Genomic DNA, 18,020 nt, shown 5'->3' with positions numbered 1-18,020 from the left:
ATGCTTCAAGATGCAGTCAGGAAGCTGCGGGAAATGACCAAAGACCACATCGACGCGCGAGACACAGAGAGAGCCACTCTGCTGAGTTGGCCCGGAAGCCCGTCAATAGAGGTGGATGGTGACCCGGCTCCCTATCCAGCGGACAAGCTAGTCTTTGCTGACTATCTGTTAGACCGGGAAGTCAAAGCCGATTTCATAGCTAATGAATATCTGGAGGGTGATGAAGTCAAAGGCAGTGTCACAGGCGTATTGGCTAACGGGGTGGTATACGAGACAGGGGAGCCTTACAAACAGGCCCCACGCAGCTCATTACGTGGCAAGTTGGTTATTCCCAGCCCTTTGCAGGTCGGTGATCGGCTGATTGTCTCCAGGCTGAGCGGACAGCGGTACTACGTCCACGGGAAGGATGTGGGCGCTGGTGGCTGACGATGAAACGTTATTTCCGGATATAGACTTTTCCGCATTGGACGAGGTGGAGCTGACCGAAACCGTAGCATCTGAAACCAAATGGACGTACGTGATCGACTATCGCACGCGGCAGATGGCAACCACCGACGACGGGCGTCCCAAAAAAACGGCTACGTATGGTGAATACCTTGTGCAGACGGCGCTAAAAATCCTGAACACCGAGCGATTTCAATATGTGGTGTATGACGCTGATATCGGTGTCGAACGATCTGAATGGGCCAATTGGGAGGACGTTGAAATAAAACGCGACATTGAGGAAGCTTTGGCAGCTCATACGGAAATCTCTCAAGCTGAGGTATTGTCGATGGAGCGGAACGGCCAGAACATGTATTTGCGAATTAAATTAAATGGCTTGGCCGGAGAAACGGAGCTGGAGGAGGCGATTGAACTGTGAATGTTAAATTAACGGATTTGCCGGCACTGCCACCGATGGCGATTCTAGAAGAGGCGCCAGAGGATATTTACCGTCGCTGGGTTAACCGGGCAATTACACTGGCACAGGAACGCGGTCTACCTCCACCCCCGACGGATCCGGGAGAATATTTCTATGATCTGTGGTACCCGATAGCTATGGAATATTCCGAGCAGCAGGAACTATTAACGTACGCATTTCTTCAAGCATTTCCGGTCTGGGCGGATAGTGAGTTTCTGGACGGTCACGGATGGTCTGACGGAATGCCCCGAAAAGCGGGGGAGGACGACGACACATACCGATTGAGAATACTTGATCGTGTGTTTACTGAGGAAGGCAGCGGACGTCGTAAGGACTATGAGACATGGGCGAAGGAACTGGAGGGTGTCGGTGGTGCTGTGGCTGTTGAGAAGGCTCGTAGTGATGTATCCATAGACTTGTATCTGACTGATCTACAGGGTAAACCAGTCACAGAAGAGTTTGCCGCTAAGGTTAAGGCGGATATGTGGGAAACCAAGCGGATTGGTGGCCACGATCTTGAAGTGCATCCTGCTCCGGTGTTCACTTTGAAAGTAGAAGCAAAGCTAAATACTATTCTCCCGCTTTCTGAGCTGGTCGAACCAATCAGACAACGTATAGCTGATTATGCTCTTGGTCGTACAAAGCTTGTCTTTAATTACGTTGGTGCAGCTTTGTTGGTCAAAGGCGTGGAGGATTATGAAAACCTCACGCTTAATGGAGCGACTAAAGACGTTGAGGTTCCAGTAACGTCCGTATTACAAATTGAGGTGAACCTGACATGATACCTCTGCGCTATCGGGAAATGCTACCGCCGCACATGTATGAAATCGACATGGCCGAGCGGCATTTTGACGTTATGGAGTTGGAAGTAAACGATCGGGAAAAGTCGATTGACGATCTGGGAAATCAGTTCGTTTTGAAAACTGCTACTTGGGCATTGCCCATTTGGGAGTGGATATATTTCCGACAGGAGCAGATTGGGACACTGGAGCAGCGCCGTGATGCGATACGTCGTAAGCGCTGGGCCAAGCGGCCATTTACGCTGCCCACACTGCGGCTAATGGGTAATAAATACGGCAAACTGTTGGATATACAAGAGGATTTTCTCGCCAAGCAAATTCGTTTTGTTTACTCAGTCGAATCGGATGTGGATATTAAAAGCCTGATGGAAGACTTCGAATACATCCGGCCTGTCCACATAAACAAAGCTCTGCCCTCGATTCATATTGACTTTCATCATGCGTTCCAGATCCATTCACGTATTCATTTTCGCTCCCGCGTTCGCTTCTTTGGTGGTCGTCCTTGGTATCTGGATGGTGTTGAGTTACTGAACGGTGCTGCATCCTTGTCTGGATGGACCGAAGAGCGCCAGCGATATCGGAACCGGTTGGAGCTGAAGGTGAGCCATCCGATCCAGAACCGACAGGAAGGCATTGTAAGGGTCCGGCAGAATTATTGGCTGCTGAATGGTAGTGTTGCGCTCGATGGTAGCCGATTACTCAGTTCCACTGAAAAAATAGAAACTGTATAGGAGGTAATTATGGCTGAACAAGTATTAACGGTAACAACTGCCTACGCCAGAGAGCAGATGGCCCGAGCGCGGGCAGAGGGTGGCACATTAACGAAGGTTGTCAAAATGGCATTCGGTAGCGGTGGAGTGGACACAGAAGGCAAGCCGTTGCCGCTGGATGGTACTGAGCAGGCTTTAAAAGCGGAGCTGCTCCAAAAAGATATCACCAGTTACGAATTTATAGCCCCTGCAACTATTCGTTATGTATGCTCGCTTGCGGAAAACGAGCTGGCCGGGAAAACGATCAATGAGCTTGCTTTAGTAGATTCAGCGGGCAAATTGACAGCCATACGCACCATGACCAATAAAATCAAAGATGCGGATATGGAGTTCATTTTTGAGATCGACGATATCTACTGATAAGGAGGAAATGGACAATGGCAATTAAAGAGCCGAGAAAGTTTGTCACTACGGATCAAGGCCATGCAGATGTACTCAACATCCCTATAACAACACTTTATGAAAACGATCAGGCTTTGGAAGAGGCAATTAAAAATATAAAGGTAGACGAAGCAACCACCACAGTTAAGGGTACCGTCCGACTCAGCGCAGATTATAAGTCTACTTCTTCCACGACTGTGCCGAATAGTAAGGCTCTGTCGGACTTGTATACCGATTCCCTAGCTGATAAAGGCAAGCCGTTCATGGATGATTTTGATTTTTTACTTGGTGCGGGTAGATGGAGGATTGACAGGTCTTCTTTTACTCCTGCTACGGACCATAGCCCACCGGGAGCATATCCTAAGGGTGTACTTTTTGTCGCTAGCTCAAAAGTGACGGAGGGGCTTGTGGTTGTCCATACGTACGTAGATGAAACTGGAGGAATTTATAACCGTGTAAGAACAGTAGCAGGGACGTGGTTGCCTTGGGATGGATTAGCAAGCAAGAATCATACGCACTCGGCATCCGATCTGCCGTCTGCATCTACGCAGGCGCGCGGAATTGTGCAGCTAAATACATCTACAGGAAGCACAGCTACAGATCAAGCCGCTACACCGAGCGCGGTAAAGACAGCTAATGATCGAGCAAATGAAGCATACAATTTGGCTCAACAGTCTTTAACGCAAGCCGTTGATCTTAAAAATAAAATCGTAGGCGCGATCAACGGCAAATTTGGAGGCGCCAGTTCTGATATGAGTAGCGATCAGATAGCAGCAGCAATCACAAATGCACCTGTAAAACGATTCGCGAGGGGTACGTTCAACGGTCAGTCAGCGACGGCCCCAAACGCAACTTCGGGTGCAAGCATGAACGTAGGCGTAAATAACATGAGCTTCCTGCCAACAAGAGTATTCATACGTCTGAGAATGAAAGATGAATACGGCAATTTGTACATTGAAGGTATTGCGATGGCTGGAATACCATACGATGATGATGCGACTCTTTACGGTAGGTTTCAAAACCGCGTTAGTATATACAGCATCTCTCAATCGCCCGGTGGTTTTTTAGCAACAATAAACAGCACTGATGTACGCGATTATGCAGGAGGAAAGTCTACAGCGGTGATCGAAGCTTTTCAATGGTGGGCATTCGAATAATAGAAAGGGTGGTTTATATGAAAATTGGGCCAAAGGTTTACTGGAGAAAAACAAGCGGTGAGGTTATTTTTATGACCCCACAGATAGAATCAGAATCAGCACGAGAGACAACCAAAGAGGATGATATGGGGTTTTATCCGTTGTTAAAGGGGTATGACCCTGAACAGGTGGACGTCCTCAAACTTGAGTTTGATAAGTATACTGAAGACTTCTACCACGCGACCAGTTACAGAGTGAATCCAGATGCTAAGACAATGGAATTCACATACCCGTCCAAGAGTGGCAGTGACTCGCCCCCTACGAAACCTCTTACGGATCAGGTAGCGGAGCTTAAACTGGCTGATTTGGACAATAAAGAAGCCATAGCCGGGCTTATTCAGCTAGTTATGTCACAGACCGATGCTAAATAGAATCCGGGTGCGGATTCTATTTTTTATTTTCATGCAGCTCATGAGGGGAGGTGATAGCATGAATGAACAGATTAAAAAAGCTTTTGCAACTACACTGGTACATCTTATCCTTGCTGGCCGTCGTGAAATTGAGGACGTGCCAGTAGCATTGCGAGACTTGGTTAAAGCTGACTTGGGCATTAATGAGCCTTCACAGGCGGCTCCAGCAGCTCCAACAACTCAAACTACAGAACAAGAAGCGTAAGCGGCGTATCCAGTCGGATGCGCTATTTTTATGCCCTCGGAGTGATCGGGGGCTTTATTTTTTAAGGGGGAAAAGGTAGTGAGCCAAATAAAAATGTTTGGCAGCACCGTATGGACCGCAATCGTTGGGACATCGGAAAAGGAGGCGGCGGCAGGGGGAGTGACGGCGCTGACTGGTCTGATTGTTACATTTTTGGGTGGGTGGGACAAGCCGCTTCAGGTGCTGCTTATAGCAATGTTGCTGGATTATGCTTCTGGCGTAATCGCTGCTTTTAAAAATAAAAAGATGGACAGCGACGTGATGTTTTGGGGAGGTATTCGCAAGGTTACTGTGCTGATGGTGGTTGGGTTATCCGCGCAGATTGATGATTGGCTACAACCAGGAGCTCCCCTATTTAGGACAGCAGCCATTTACTTCTACGCTGGTCGTGAAGGATTATCACTAGCTGAAAACTTGGGGGCAATGGGCATCCCGCTTCCGTTCAAGCTAAAAAGCTTCTTGAAGCAGCTTAACGAGAAAGGAGATGGACAGGATGGTACAACTGACGCTGGAACAGATACAAAAAAAGTCTCTTAATCGGCTTGTCGGGCTGAATCCAGTTTTTAAAATTGTAATGGAAAAATTAATTGAGCGCTGCTATGCCCGTGGTGTTTGGATAGTAATAACCCAAGGTTTACGAACATATGCGGAGCAGGACGCGCTCTATGCCCAGGGACGGAATGGAGATAAGCGTCCCAAAGTAACAAAAGCCAGGGGCGGATATAGCAATCATAACTTTGGGCTTGCGGCCGATTTTGCGTTGTTGCTTCGGGATGGCCGAACGGTGTCCTGGGATACATTGAAAGACGATGATAAAGATTCCCTTCCTGACTGGTCGGAGGTCGTTGAAGAAGCTAAACGGCTCGGGCTTGAGTGGGGAGGCGATTGGCGTAGCTTTAAAGACATGCCTCACCTGCAGATGGTCTTTGGAATCACGACAGCTCAATTTAGGGCAGGTAAGCGACCAACTCAAGCGCAGCTCAACGCTGTGTTGGCTAAGATTAACTCACTTAAAACGGGAGATGATGAACCAATGACAGCAGAAGAAAAAGCAGCGTTTAATGCGCTGCAAAAACGTGTGATTGCACTGGAAGCAGCAAATAAACTTACAAAGGTTCCAGCGTGGGCCGAGCAAGCCTGCATTAATGCCAAAGCTGCCGGAATATTGGACACAGCTAATGATGGCAGCTATGACTTTTATCGTATGGTTACATTGCTTGATCGAGCAGGGATGTTCAGTGCGAAGGGAGACAAATAACTATGATAGAACAATACATCACAACCATTGCACTATCCGCTATCGGTTTAATTACAATCGGGGCTCTGACTCTTGGCACGGCAATATACCGAAAGCTAAAGCCACTCTATGAGGCTCGTTTTACAGTAGAGCAGCGCAAGCGAATTGAGCAACTGGCACATGATGCCTATGCTTATGCCGAAACCAAATTTGCAGGCCAAGGAGCTGCTAAATTCCATGGGGCAACTAAATACCTTGCAGATAAGTTGGGAGCGCTAGGAATAAAGGTGGGTTCGGATGAAATAGAAGCGGCTGTGCAATTGGCTTGGGAACGTTTTAACCCTGGTAAAACCAAGCGCGTTGATTCTGAATTACAGCCACCTGAAGATGTGGCTAAAGCGGCTGTTTCGGCTTTTGCAGCTAAAGTTAGCGAATTGGTAAACCAAGCTGTGGGAGATAATAAAGTACCTACAGCTTCTACGAAGGAGCAAACTGCTTTTCCCGCTACCCAACCACCTATTGCTGCCGAATAATCACAAACGTTTAGAAATACGAAGCACCCTGCTGGCTTAAAGCCGGTGGGGTGCTTTTTTTGTTTACAGGAGTACCCTTATGACAAACGTAGCTTTTCCACTTGATTCGCAAAAAAGATATTGACAACTGTTAATTACTGGACAAAAATAGTAAATGATTATAAAATACTGGAATTTCTATGCGAAGGGTGGCTATGACATGAAGCATACACCTACGATTCGAGCAGAATTAGACAGATATCTACAGCAAGAGGGTTTGAACATAGCGCAATTTGGACAAATTGCAGGCATGAATAGGGGAATAATAAGCAGCATAGTGTCAGGAAACAAATCTATGTCTGTTAACCAGCTTGACCTCATTACAGAGGCTATGGGTTTACCAGAAGGTCACTTTTACGACTTGTTCGTGGAAAATTACATCGTCGACCATCCTCCGAATATGAGGCGAATCGAGCCATTTTTGTATCGCTGTGCAGAGTTGGACAAGTTGGATGTGATTCGTCGAGTGGTGGGAGCCATCATGGACAATCTGCTGTATTCACCCAAGCTATTTGAAATTGCAGAGGAATTGTTGTCGCAGGGAAGACATGCGGCTGCATTGTTGCTCTATGAGGGGGTAGCTGAAGCGGAGAAATATCAACATTCTGAACGCTTGGCAGTCTGTCAATATCGCATATTCACGATTCAAATTGGAGACGATCAAAGTCGTAACATTAGGGCGGCAGCGGTGTTTGAAGCTTTTGTCGAACGGCTGGATGAAAGTGACCAGCTTGATGCGTTGAAGGATTTGGCTAATGTATACAGGTCTTTGCGTAAATGGGACAAGGTTGACGAAATGGCGAGGAAGATGAGAGCCAAGGCAGAAATCCAATATTCAATGAAACATGAACAACGGAGTCGAGAGCGGGATGAGTCTGTCAATAAGCTAAGTCGACCGTTGTTTGTATATATTTCCTATGCTGACCTGTTGTGCGCAAGTGCCTGTGAAGCCAAAGGCGATTATCAACAAGCTCTACAATATACATATGCCTACGCTGATTTAGGTTGGGTCAAAGAGACGGACGAGGCCACCCAACACTGGATTGGCTTGTTCCAAAACTGGGCAGAATGCAATATTTATGTTAATACACTCCTGTCCGGGGAGATAAGTGTACTTCCGGATTATGTAGAATACATTGCTGCCTCAAAGGTCGATAATGAAATGGTTACTAAACTGTTGAACTTAATACTTGCTGCTAATCGGTACCAGTTAGACGTGAATGATATACTTAAACGGTTTGAAATGATTATTGATTCTTTTGTGCAGCAGTCGTCATCTGATATGTATACGAAACAAGTTATACCAGAACAGTATGCACGTTTGAGTTATGAGTTAGCGTATTATCATTTACATCGAGGTACATACGACGATGGCTTCAAATACTTGATGTATTCAATGGTAAGTTATCATACACTAAATAATGAGAGTTATTATATAAACTGTATAGGGCTGTTTGAGCATTTCCGTACTCATGCGGTTCCTGAAACAATGCAAAAATTCTCAAAATTCATTGAAAAGGTGTGGTTAGATAATGTTAAAGAAAATGGTACTGCTAATCATTGCGGCTAGCTTTTTGTTTATTGGTACTATACCTGTTCAGTCGAATAACCATAGCCAAATCGTACAATTGTTTGACCAAGTTGGCGGTGCTTAAACGTAAGTAAAGCAAATACCCGCTAACCTTAACTGGTCGGCGGGTTTATACATTGAAGGGGTTTCTACACAATCCATCAAATACCTATCCTGAGGTGATCAGCATGAACCATACATATAAAGTGTTAAAGTCGGATATAGAACTATTTGCTGCTGCATTAAGCCAGGTAAGAGTGTACGTTGTTCAGTCGTTGAGAGAGGATATAGTGTCGGTTGTAGATTATGGTGGCACTATAGAAAAGTTTTCGTCTGATTCGGTAAAAATTGCAGGAGCTTATTACATACGGAATCAATTTGAAATTAGAGTAGATGTGAAAAAGGACTCCGCTGGTATGTAACCAGTATGGAGTCCTTTGTTGTCTATTTAGCTGAATATTCACTTACTTCAAATGTGAGAATTTTGTTGAAGATTACGTAGTCCTTACGGTTGCTGAATGGTCCTTTATTGTTATTGTGCTTATCAATGGCATAAGATGCTGTACCAGATCCAGATTGTTTACCTTCATACCAAGTGATGAAAGAGTTTACTTCTTTCATACTCAGGTCAAATTCCTTCTCCAACCCTGTATCCAGTGTCACAACCAAAATTGCGCGGTCACCAGTTGGTTGTGTTGGTTCGGTTGGATCTGTAGGATTAGACGGATCAGGATTAGGGCTCGGTGTTGGATCTACAGGATCGGGAGTTTGAGTGGCAGGGTCGTAACCCCACATTTCCATTTCATGAATGGCCAAATTGACATCCTTGCCAGTAGCTCCATTATTTTTAGTAATATTTATTCTGTAGGTTTTAAATTGGTCTTTATTATTAAGTGAGAACTCATTAGCTCCAGAGGTAAAAATATAATCAGATTTATTATCGAGAACGGTCCATGTTACTCCGTCATTGGATCCCTCAAAAGTCCAGGTATTAGGCATATCTTTACCGGCATCTGGTGGATTGCTAGTGGAGTAGCCTCCATAATAAAGAACATATTTAGTGACAATTTGCGGAGTTGAAAACTCATAAGCGAGCCACCCATTCTTAGGGGATGTTCCCCAGGCAGTATAATTTCCAGCCGTGCTATAGTTCGGCTTTCCATCAAATGCTTTATATCCTTCTAGACCGCTGTATGCGGCACTATAGGTTACTTTACCTGAAGGGCTAGTGTTTGACGTCATTTTAGGGATTAGATTGGTTGCTTCTGGGGTCGCGGCATGCGTTACTTGTGCGAACCAAGGAAGTAAAAATAGAGAAAGTAGAATTGGTAATAGTCTTTTCATGGATATTCCCCTTTTTGTTTTATTTGCTCTGCAATCATACAAAAACGAAAAAGGAATGTCTAAACATTTATGTCTATATATTCAAAATAAAGTTTAATAGTGGATTTTAATTTTTATTTTTATTATGTGACAACATATGCGATACTTCGACATGACTCTCCAATTAGTATAGAGAAGATTTAAATACTTTGGAGGTGTCATATGTTAAGAGGAATCGCAAAAGGATTAATTGTATTTTTACTAGCTGCTATTTTCTCGGTACAAGGCGTTTATGCTGAACCGGCGGTAATCAGCCAACAAGCAGTTGGGTATACGTTGGAGTTCCCGAGTTCACGTTACCCTGAAACCGGAGCACACATTAGGGATGCGATAGCAGCGGGACATTCTGCTGTATGTACCATTGATCGGGACGGAGCCGAAGAAAATCGAAGGGAGTCCTTGAAGGGCTACCCAACTAAAAAAGGATATGACCGAGATGAATGGCCAATGGCAATGTGTGCTGAAGGGGGCGCAGGTGCTGATATTCGATACATAACCCCTAGTGATAACCGGGGAGCAGGCTCGTGGGTAAGTCATCAGTTAGATAAGTATGCTGATGGAACCAAAGTAAGATTTATCGTGAAATGATGTAGACAAATATGTTATATTAGATAAAACAGTAATGCTGTTATGCAACACTATATTTAATTTTAATTTGTTTGCCGCAGTTGCAGGTTCGAGTCCTGTACTCTCCCTACTCAGCAATCACCTTAAAGATAATTGGTTTTTAGGTGCTTTGATAGCTGGCATCATTAGTATGGCTATCTCAGTTATCATTCCACTTCTCTTTGTGAAAGGATTGGTGCTAATGAGTATTATAACCATTTCGTTGTCCCTGGCGGCTTGTGGGAGAGTTGGTGTAACTGGATAACACAGTTTCAAAATAAGAAACCAGGGCAACACATAAACAAGGCCACTCTTTTAGAGTGGCTTTTAATTTTCGAATTTTTATTTTTAGTATCCTTTTTGTAACTATCGGAAGCAAATGTGAAAAGGTATTTTCAGAGTTATATTGATGGGATGAATGGTTTTGTGCTATTTGTGGTAATCGAAGAATTTAGCTTGTCAAGATGACGGAAAGGGCAACTAGTGAGCTGAATTAAAATGCTCGGTGTTACCTTATGATACGAAATGGCCAGTTATGTCAGGGAAAGAAACACCACCCGAGAGAGATTGCTTTAAGCTATAAAAGATGTGTTTCATATATAACTCAAAAACACAATTACATTAAAAAAATGAGTATTTAGACCTTGGTATTTGTTGTTAAAATGAGTCTTTAGATGTGTGAACAAAGGTTCCTATTGTCAAAAGAATCATTTTAAGAGAAAATATATAAGAAATTATACATAGAGTAGCTGTTGTTTAATTCTAAATTATATTATGAAAGGAATGGAACAACTTGAAGGAAGATCAGTTGATTTCTCTTACACAATCTAAAACACAAATTGTTGAAACTATGAGCGATTTCAATCAGCCGCTAACAGAGTATCTGGAGAGACTTGGTTTACCGGTAGAAGGAGTTCTTACACCTGTTAATGAACGAAAGAAAATCATAAATGCACTCGGAGAAGCTTTAGAGTGTCTATCAATGGAAGAGAAACAAAAGTCAGTCTACTTGACACGATTTACTGCCTCAATTATTGCAGGTTTATTCGATGGAGCGATTACATACTTATGGAACGAAACGATTATATCTTTAAGAAAATTAGTAATAGGATTCGATTTAGAACACTTTTATAAAATTGCTGAAAGTCTTAGTTCTCGATATAAGGGGTTGCAAGACGAAGAAGATATATCAAATATTTCAGAGTATGATTTATTGACTGTGTGCAATCGTATGGAATTAATTAGTGATCATGTTTTTGAAGTATTTAAATTTATTAACTACATGAGAAACCACTCCAGCTCTGCTCATCCCAATGAAAATACAATTAAAGCTTACGATATTTTAAGTTGGCTTGAAAACTGTATAGCTTATGCTATCAATGCTAAACCAAACCACTCATCACTTAAGGTGAAACAACTTCTTCATAATTTAAGAAATGGAGAGATACCGAATGGCGATATTAATTTAATTGGTGGTAATATTGTTAAATTGCCACAACAAATGGTAGACGACCTTCTTTGGACGATTTTTGGCCTTTATACAGATGAAAAGACTAAAATGAATACTGTTGAAAATATAGAAAAAATTGCTGAATTCGTTTGGGACGCTAGCACTGATAAGAAAAAATACGAATTGGGTGAAAAGTTTGGTCATTTTAGAGTTAATGGACTAGTTATAAGAAGAGAAAAAGCTGAAAATTTTCTTACTAAGGTAAAAGGGTTGAGTTTTAGAGATGAGGATAGTGTGGCTTATGATATAAGAGACACATTAAATAGTCTGAAAAGTGCTCACTTTGGTCATAATAATTTTTATAATGAATGGGCATGGGCTCAAATGTTAGAGGAAAGAATCCCTGAAAATGGGATAGTGCCTGACAGTGTTATAAGAGATTGGGTTAAAGTAATCGCTATCTGTTACAGTGGTAATGGGCTGGGTTATCGTGATGGTGTAGATGAAGCCGCTGTAAGATACTACGATAAATTTATTGACAGTTTTAGAGATAGAGAGATAACAGTATTAGTAAGCATGATGAATGATAATGAAATGCTATATGACACTGACCGAAGTACACCAAAACGAAGATTTCAAAGAATGTGCATAAAGTTAAAAGAAAAGACGGATAATCTAACTTTGCAAAAATGTCTTGATTATATTATTAAATTTCCAGCGAGTTTAAACAAAATTTATAATGCATCAGAATACACTTTATTGTTAAGTAAAATTAAATAAAGCTTTTCACAGCTTTAAGTCAACCAAAATGGTTGGCTTTTTATTATGAAAAATATGAGAAAAACACTCCGTTCTAATAGAATTATTTTAGAAATATAACCCCTTGGAAGTTTTATTGCTACTGTGTATACCTTGATATACAATTGTAAGGAAGTTGTTGATGGGACCGATTTGTATGTGCGTCACAAGGTTATCTGAACCACAAAAAATCACATGAGAAATCACAATTCCGGCGAAAATGGACGAATATAAACGAATGAAATTTTCTGGATAGGGAAGATAACATGCTATATAATAAGGGATAAGTTCAGAGACGTTCCTCGGCGAGAGTAAATCAAAGATGGGCGGCATGATGTAATAAGGGTCTCAAAACCCTGTAATACGGCTATTTAAAGGGCTCCCGAGAGGGAGCCCTTTTTTATACCTTTGCTACACCATGAGTGCTCAAGCAGCTTACAGCAGAGTTTATGTAATTCGGCAGTTTACGTTCTATCATTTGTTCTAATAGTTTCTATACATACACAAAAGCCTAACAACACGAATATGTATGTATTGTAATGACTCCAACCCGAATCCAGAGAATACAACAATGGGCGCGTCCTTTTACGATCAACTCAATTGTCAGATCCCTTTATTGTGGTGTAGTATATATTCAAATTATCCAAAGGGGGAAGTTTTGTGGAGCTTCAATCTATATTAGCTTTTTTGGGAGCAGCAATTGTTCTCACCATTATGCCGGGCCCCGACAACGTGTTCACACTGACACAGAGCATAGCAAAAGGTAGGAATGCAGGGATATTTACTACTTTAGGCCTTTGCACGGGATTGTTGGTTCATATTTTTGCAGCAACCTTCGGCCTCGCGGCAATAATTTATCAATCTTCCTTGGCGTTTGCAGTAATCAAATACGCTGGAGCAGCTTATCTATTATTTTTGGCGTATAAGTCATTTAGAGCAAAAGATACGAGTTTTGAACTTAAGAGTGGAGATACCTTAAATTACAAATCATTGTATAAAAAAGGTGTTATCATGAATGTATTGAATCCCAAAATATCACTTTTTTTCTTGGCTTTTCTCCCTCAGTTCGTAAACCAAGGAAGTGGTAATGTTTCTACTCAAATGCTAGTTCTTGGAGTAGTATTTTTAATGCAAACTTTAGTGCTTTTTATTTTGATAAGTATTTTTGCTGGAAAAGTAGGCTCCTTTCTACGGAGAAATCCATCCTTTTCTAAAAAAATCAATTATATTCAAGGCTCGTTATTTACACTTATCGGATTAAAAATCGCATTTACCCAAAAATAATAGAAGGTAGTATTTTTCAAACCAATCATTAAGGACTAGCTGTTGAGCTAGTTCTTTTTTTGTTGAAAAAGCGTACAACCCACGGGTTGACCTTTAGCCGGGCGATGTTGAATAAGAGAAGCTAAAGCAGTCCATTGTGTGGTTGGGTTACATCGACCCTATCATTTGGAACGAACGCACTGGGAACATAGTGGACGGTCACCAACGGTACAAGATCATGGTCAACGAGTTGGAGCATACGGACAGGCCTATGCCTATCTTTTCCTAGATGAAGTCAACAGCCCAATCTTTTTGGTTAATTGCACAATAAGCTAATTTGACTAGACTTTGGAGGTGACCATAAATTATGTTTCGACATTATTGTTGGCAAAAGAGAATGCATCGGAGAAAATTTAGAAGATGTGCAGTTAAAAAGGTCAAAGTTTTGCCGAAGGTCATTGTTAAAGGGATTAGAGGACCTCAAGGACCGCAGGGACCCCAAGGACTGCCAGGTCCACAGGGAGTTCCAGGTGCTCAAGGCCAGCAAGGGCTACAAGGTTTTCAAGGAATTCCCGGTCCTGCAGGGCCAGTAGGAGTAACGGGACCGGCAGGAGCAGTAGGACCAGCAGGACCGGCAGGAGCAATAGGACCAGCAGGACCAGCGGGAGCAACGGGGCCAGCAGGACCAGCAGGGCCTGCTGGCTTCGGGATATCAGATTTCTTAAGTGTTTTCCGAGCAGATCCTGGCACGGGGACTGACACAGTTCCGGGTAACACACCAATTACCTTTACTGGGGTTTTAGCGAATGTTGGAGGTGCATTTACTTTCACTCCTCCATCCCCAACGATAACAATTAACGAAACGGGGAGCTACTTCATCTCATTTTCTATTCATAACCAAGGTGATGCTGACTTCAATCTCACTGTTAACGGAACTCCTATAACACCTTTACCTTTCTCAGGTAATGGTGGGGGGCCTACCGCAGCTGAAGTTATTGTAACCGTTACAACAGTTCCAACTACAATACAATTGGTAAATGCCAACGCAACTCCTGCTCAGTTGCACAATAATATTAATACAACTATGACAATATTAAAGTTGACGCCTTAATATTGTTACTTAGTAGTAGCTTATTCAGCAAATGGCTTAAGGTTTATGTCTTTTATCCAGTCAGTTTGTCTAATTATTCAGAGACCTAAGCTATAGAGGTAGTGAAATGCAGAATGTCTAGAGAGAGAAGTCCTGAACGGGACAAAGTCAGACACATGTAGTTGGAGAGCAGCAGGACGATGCGATTTAAGGATATCACCGCTGCTCTTTCTGTTCCTGAAAGTCGGGTCCGCAAATGGAAGAACATTACCATGGCATCCGCGCCAGTTTTATTGGGAGCATCCTTTTGAGTCGGATACAACAGTGACCGAATTGCACACTAGCTTCAAAAGGATGAATGTTAGGTATTGAAATATGGCTGATGGCTTTCTTTCATATTAATGAAGTCAGCCGTAGCATTTGAAGTGGTCAAATATGCGGGTGCAATACCAGGTTATAATCCCAGTTTGCAGTTTTTACTGATGGGTTCTCTTTACGCTCTGCTTTCGATTTTATGGTTTACTACAATCGTATTATTGTTAAATTACATAAGAAAAAGGTTAATGTCACCCAAAGTTCAGAATATTATCGATAGGGCCACGGGACTCGTGCTGATTGGATTTGGTTTAAATATGATCTTCAAAGTTCAAAAAACAGGATCATAAATAAAGGGACGGGCTATAGAAGCTCGTTCTTTTTTGTTGGGAGGTTGAACGCCTTGCATGAAAGCGTTGACATGAATTTCAACCCTCTATATACTTAGCTTAGTTAAATGAGAATGAATAGCACTAGGATTGTTACTGTTACGCAGGCAAAACCTAAGGAACAAAATGTTAAGATCCAAGGATCTTAACATTTTGTTCCTTAGGTTTTTTTGTTTATGGAGACAGGGAGGTATTATGTTCACATCTGAGAGGAGCGACAAACTTGGAATACAAATATGAGCTGGTCCAGGCAGACAATCATTTTCCATTAAAAATTATAGTTCATTCCTCCAATGAACCAGCATACATACCTAGGCATTGGCACGATAGCATCGAAATATCTTATGTACTCTCAGGAAGAATCGACAATATCTATATAGATGGCATGAATTATAGCTCCAAAGAAGGAGATATCGTGCTCATTAATTCGAATGCTATTCATTCCTTTTCTGTGGCTAAGGGCAAAGGTAGAGAGGCTATAACCGTTTTGATTCCTTCTGGATTTATTCGAGAAAATACTAAGGACAGTAATCCCATTTCATTCGATTGTATATCCATTTTCGAAACCAATGAGCAGAGATTACAGCATTTTAAGGAGCTGCGTGATCTGTTAAACACATTATTTGTAGCTTACCTCAACCAGCACAATGACCCTTTAGTACATATCCATCTAACGTCGCTATCTTATAAACTGGTGTACCTTTTATTAATGCATTTTAAAATTGACAACAAATCGATCCCAGGCATTAACACTCATAAATATTTGGAGCGACTGACGTTGATAACCGATTATATCAAAGAAAATTACGATCAGAGTCTATCCCTGGATTCCATAGCTCAGGTTTTTGGATTGTCTCCCGAATATTTGTCCCGTTTTTTTGTAAAGCATGTAGGTATGACGCTATTTCAATATATCAATGCCATCCGTCTGGAGAAATCTTTCCGTGTTCTTATGAATACGGACCATTCTATTATACAAATTGCGCTGGAACACGGATTTCCAAACGAGAAGTCTTTTGCCAGGGTATTTAAAAAGGTTTATCAAGCGACACCGCATCAATATCGTAAAAAGCACAAGAGGCGTTCTGAAGCAAGGAGTCAGTAATTGACCTGAATTAGGCTAATAAAAGGCAGGATGAAAATAAAAAAATCATTAAAATTAATAATGTAAGCGTTTTATCAATGGATCTGGGAGGTAAGACATCATGTTTAAACAGTTTAAAAAGGTTGCTAAAACAACTATGTTATTCACTTTAGCTGTCAGTACAACCCTTGTATTCAGCAACGGTGCATGGGCTGCCAAGGATGCCAAGATGCAGCCTACTTCATACCGGACGGTTGCGGAGGTGAAGGATTGGGGAGCAACCATTACGAAGATCATTGTTAATCTGGGTAAGCCGGTACCCAAAGATGCGATAACCAAGGATACATTTAAGGTATATGTGGAAAGAAGCGACAATAGGTTGGTAAATTCCTTTGTTGAGAAAGGCAACCGGAAGGTCACCAAGGCCTATGTATCGGACAAAAACGGCAACCCTGTAAAGAAAACGGGAAGCTACGTTGTGCTGGAAATGGAAATCGGCCCGGCCTTAACATTGGGCTCTGCTATTCATTATGATACAGGTTCCGGGTTTAACGGATGGAATGAGAACCAGTACACGATCACGCAACAAAAGGCTATTAAAACCCAATCAGGATCGATTTCCGGCTTGAAAATTGAAACCTCCTCAGGTGAAATTCGGAAGCTTGTTGATCAATTTACCACTGGTAAAGCTACTTCTGATGGGGTTACTTTAACCTACGCGAGCTATGCACCGGCAAAAGACAAGGTGAAAAACCCTTTGGTGATTTGGCTGCACGGTATGGGAGAGGGAGGTACAGATCCGACGATTCCGATTTCGGGTAATAAAGCAGCGAATTTTGCTTCTAAGGATATTCAATCGTATTTTGGCGGGGCTTATGTGCTGGCACCTCAGACTCCAACTTACTGGATGGATGGTTTTACAGGCTTTGGAGACGGAACCTCGAAGTATGAGCAAGCATTGATGTCCTTAATTAAGGAATACGTGGCCAAAAACAAAGACATTGATACAGATCGAATCTACATTGGTGGAGACTCCAACGGCGGATATATGACTATGTTGCTGATCCGTGATTATAAAGACTATTTTGCAGCAGCTGTGGTGGCGTGTGAAGCCTTGAAGGATAGCCTAATCACTGACGAACAAATTAACGATTTGAAGGATCTGCCGATCTGGTTTGTGGCTGCCAAAACCGATACTGTGGTTCCACCCAACGATTATATGATTCCGACCTACAACCGTTTAGTGAATGCCGGAGCAAAGGATGTCCATATGTCGTTGTTTGATAATGTAGTGGATACTTCTGGTTTGTACAAAAAGAGCGACAAAACACCGTATGAATATAATGGTCACTGGTCCTGGATTTACGTGTATAACAATGAAGTATCAAAGCTGATTAACGGAAAGAAAACAACAATGATGCAATGGCTTGCCTCCAAAACATTGAACTGAAAAGTATAGCTATGTAAAATAAGATGTGGTGCTCACTATTGAGGTTGGGATTTATCCTCTCACGAGTTAAATAAACTTGTGAGAGGTCTCTTGTATTACCTAATTCCCATT

The 18,020-nt window shown here is 42.3% G+C and carries 22 protein-coding genes; 21 read left to right on the top strand and 1 reads right to left on the bottom strand.

Annotated features, from left to right (window positions below):
• From OIU26_RS08065 to OIU26_RS08005, 13 genes are all read left to right on the top strand, one after another.
• Positions 1–426: a hypothetical protein gene (locus tag OIU26_RS08065; protein WP_075153663.1), complete on the top strand. Its 426-nt coding sequence runs from the start codon at positions 1–3 to the stop codon at positions 424–426.
• Positions 419–862 (top strand): DUF2634 domain-containing protein, encoded by a 444-nt coding sequence (locus OIU26_RS08060; RefSeq protein WP_264216483.1) that lies wholly within the window; start codon positions 419–421, stop codon positions 860–862. Before OIU26_RS08065 ends, OIU26_RS08060 begins: the two co-directional genes overlap by 8 nt.
• Positions 859–1,683 carry a baseplate J/gp47 family protein gene (locus OIU26_RS08055; RefSeq protein ID WP_264216482.1) on the top strand — a complete coding sequence of 275 codons (825 nt, stop codon included), beginning with the start codon at positions 859–861 and terminating at the stop codon, positions 1,681–1,683. Before OIU26_RS08060 ends, OIU26_RS08055 begins: the two co-directional genes overlap by 4 nt.
• Complete coding sequence (locus OIU26_RS08050; RefSeq protein ID WP_264216481.1) at positions 1,680–2,432, top strand: YmfQ family protein; 753 nt, start codon at positions 1,680–1,682, stop codon at positions 2,430–2,432. The genes OIU26_RS08055 and OIU26_RS08050 overlap by 4 nt, the downstream gene beginning before the upstream one ends.
• Before the next feature lie 9 nt (positions 2,433–2,441).
• Positions 2,442–2,831 (top strand): phage tail-collar fiber domain-containing protein, encoded by a 390-nt coding sequence (locus OIU26_RS08045; RefSeq protein ID WP_264216480.1) that lies wholly within the window; start codon positions 2,442–2,444, stop codon positions 2,829–2,831.
• Positions 2,832–2,848: 17 nt separating this feature from the next.
• The gene (locus OIU26_RS08040; RefSeq protein WP_264216479.1) at positions 2,849–4,009 is read left to right on the top strand and encodes a phage tail protein; all 1,161 of its coding nucleotides are present in this window, start codon (positions 2,849–2,851) and stop codon (positions 4,007–4,009) included.
• Between the two features lie 17 nt (positions 4,010–4,026).
• Positions 4,027–4,419 carry a hypothetical protein gene (locus OIU26_RS08035; RefSeq protein WP_264216478.1) on the top strand — a complete coding sequence of 131 codons (393 nt, stop codon included), beginning with the start codon at positions 4,027–4,029 and terminating at the stop codon, positions 4,417–4,419.
• Between the two features lie 58 nt (positions 4,420–4,477).
• Positions 4,478–4,663, top strand: a complete 186-nt coding sequence (locus OIU26_RS08030; RefSeq protein WP_264216477.1) for a CD1375 family protein — start codon at positions 4,478–4,480, stop codon at positions 4,661–4,663.
• A 78-nt stretch (positions 4,664–4,741) separates the two neighbouring features.
• Positions 4,742–5,239, top strand: coding sequence for a phage holin family protein (locus OIU26_RS08025; protein ID WP_264216476.1), 498 nt, complete (start codon positions 4,742–4,744; stop codon positions 5,237–5,239).
• Positions 5,196–5,960 (top strand): M15 family metallopeptidase, encoded by a 765-nt coding sequence (locus OIU26_RS08020; protein ID WP_419539231.1) that lies wholly within the window; start codon positions 5,196–5,198, stop codon positions 5,958–5,960. Before OIU26_RS08025 ends, OIU26_RS08020 begins: the two co-directional genes overlap by 44 nt.
• 2 nt (positions 5,961–5,962) lie before the next feature.
• On the top strand, positions 5,963–6,472 hold the full coding sequence (locus tag OIU26_RS08015; protein WP_264216474.1) for a phage holin, LLH family: 510 nt from the start codon (positions 5,963–5,965) through the stop codon (positions 6,470–6,472).
• Between the two features lie 199 nt (positions 6,473–6,671).
• Entirely contained in the window at positions 6,672–8,081 is a 1,410-nt protein-coding gene (locus OIU26_RS08010) for a transcriptional regulator (protein ID WP_264216473.1), read from the top strand.
• A gap of 188 nt (positions 8,082–8,269) precedes the next feature.
• Positions 8,270–8,503 (top strand): hypothetical protein, encoded by a 234-nt coding sequence (locus OIU26_RS08005; RefSeq protein ID WP_264216472.1) that lies wholly within the window; start codon positions 8,270–8,272, stop codon positions 8,501–8,503.
• 22 nt (positions 8,504–8,525) lie between these two features.
• Here OIU26_RS08005 and OIU26_RS08000 read toward each other — a convergent pair whose 3' ends face one another.
• A complete protein-coding gene (locus OIU26_RS08000; RefSeq protein WP_264216471.1) occupies positions 8,526–9,425 on the bottom strand; it encodes a discoidin domain-containing protein in 900 nt (299 codons plus the stop codon).
• Between the two features lie 201 nt (positions 9,426–9,626).
• Between OIU26_RS08000 and OIU26_RS07995 the strand changes: the two genes are divergently transcribed.
• The 8 genes from OIU26_RS07995 (at position 9,627) to OIU26_RS07960 (ending at position 17,909) form a co-directional block, all read left to right on the top strand.
• Positions 9,627–10,052: a NucA/NucB deoxyribonuclease domain-containing protein gene (locus OIU26_RS07995; RefSeq protein WP_264216470.1), complete on the top strand. Its 426-nt coding sequence runs from the start codon at positions 9,627–9,629 to the stop codon at positions 10,050–10,052.
• A gap of 811 nt (positions 10,053–10,863) precedes the next feature.
• Positions 10,864–12,300 (top strand): hypothetical protein, encoded by a 1,437-nt coding sequence (locus OIU26_RS07990; RefSeq protein WP_264216469.1) that lies wholly within the window; start codon positions 10,864–10,866, stop codon positions 12,298–12,300.
• 678 nt (positions 12,301–12,978) lie between these two features.
• On the top strand, positions 12,979–13,602 hold the full coding sequence (locus OIU26_RS07985) for a LysE family translocator (protein WP_025677655.1): 624 nt from the start codon (positions 12,979–12,981) through the stop codon (positions 13,600–13,602).
• Between the two features lie 346 nt (positions 13,603–13,948).
• A complete protein-coding gene (locus tag OIU26_RS07980) occupies positions 13,949–14,692 on the top strand; it encodes a collagen-like protein (RefSeq protein ID WP_436449034.1) in 744 nt (247 codons plus the stop codon).
• Positions 14,693–14,853: 161 nt separating this feature from the next.
• Entirely contained in the window at positions 14,854–14,982 is a 129-nt protein-coding gene (locus OIU26_RS07975) for a phage terminase small subunit-related protein (RefSeq protein ID WP_264216467.1), read from the top strand.
• 90 nt (positions 14,983–15,072) lie between these two features.
• On the top strand, positions 15,073–15,336 hold the full coding sequence (locus tag OIU26_RS07970; protein ID WP_264216466.1) for a LysE family transporter: 264 nt from the start codon (positions 15,073–15,075) through the stop codon (positions 15,334–15,336).
• 262 nt (positions 15,337–15,598) lie between these two features.
• Positions 15,599–16,480: an AraC family transcriptional regulator gene (locus tag OIU26_RS07965; RefSeq protein ID WP_264216465.1), complete on the top strand. Its 882-nt coding sequence runs from the start codon at positions 15,599–15,601 to the stop codon at positions 16,478–16,480.
• A 100-nt stretch (positions 16,481–16,580) separates the two neighbouring features.
• Positions 16,581–17,909 carry a prolyl oligopeptidase family serine peptidase gene (locus tag OIU26_RS07960; protein WP_264216464.1) on the top strand — a complete coding sequence of 443 codons (1,329 nt, stop codon included), beginning with the start codon at positions 16,581–16,583 and terminating at the stop codon, positions 17,907–17,909.
• Positions 17,910–18,020 lie beyond the last annotated feature (111 nt).

It is taken from the genome of Paenibacillus sp. BT-177, from assembly GCF_025846815.2.
Classification (GTDB): Bacteria; Bacillota; Bacilli; order Paenibacillales; family Paenibacillaceae; genus Paenibacillus; species Paenibacillus polymyxa_C.
The sequence above is the reverse complement of the archived record's forward strand: the minus strand, read 5'-3'. Positions and strand labels throughout refer to the sequence as shown.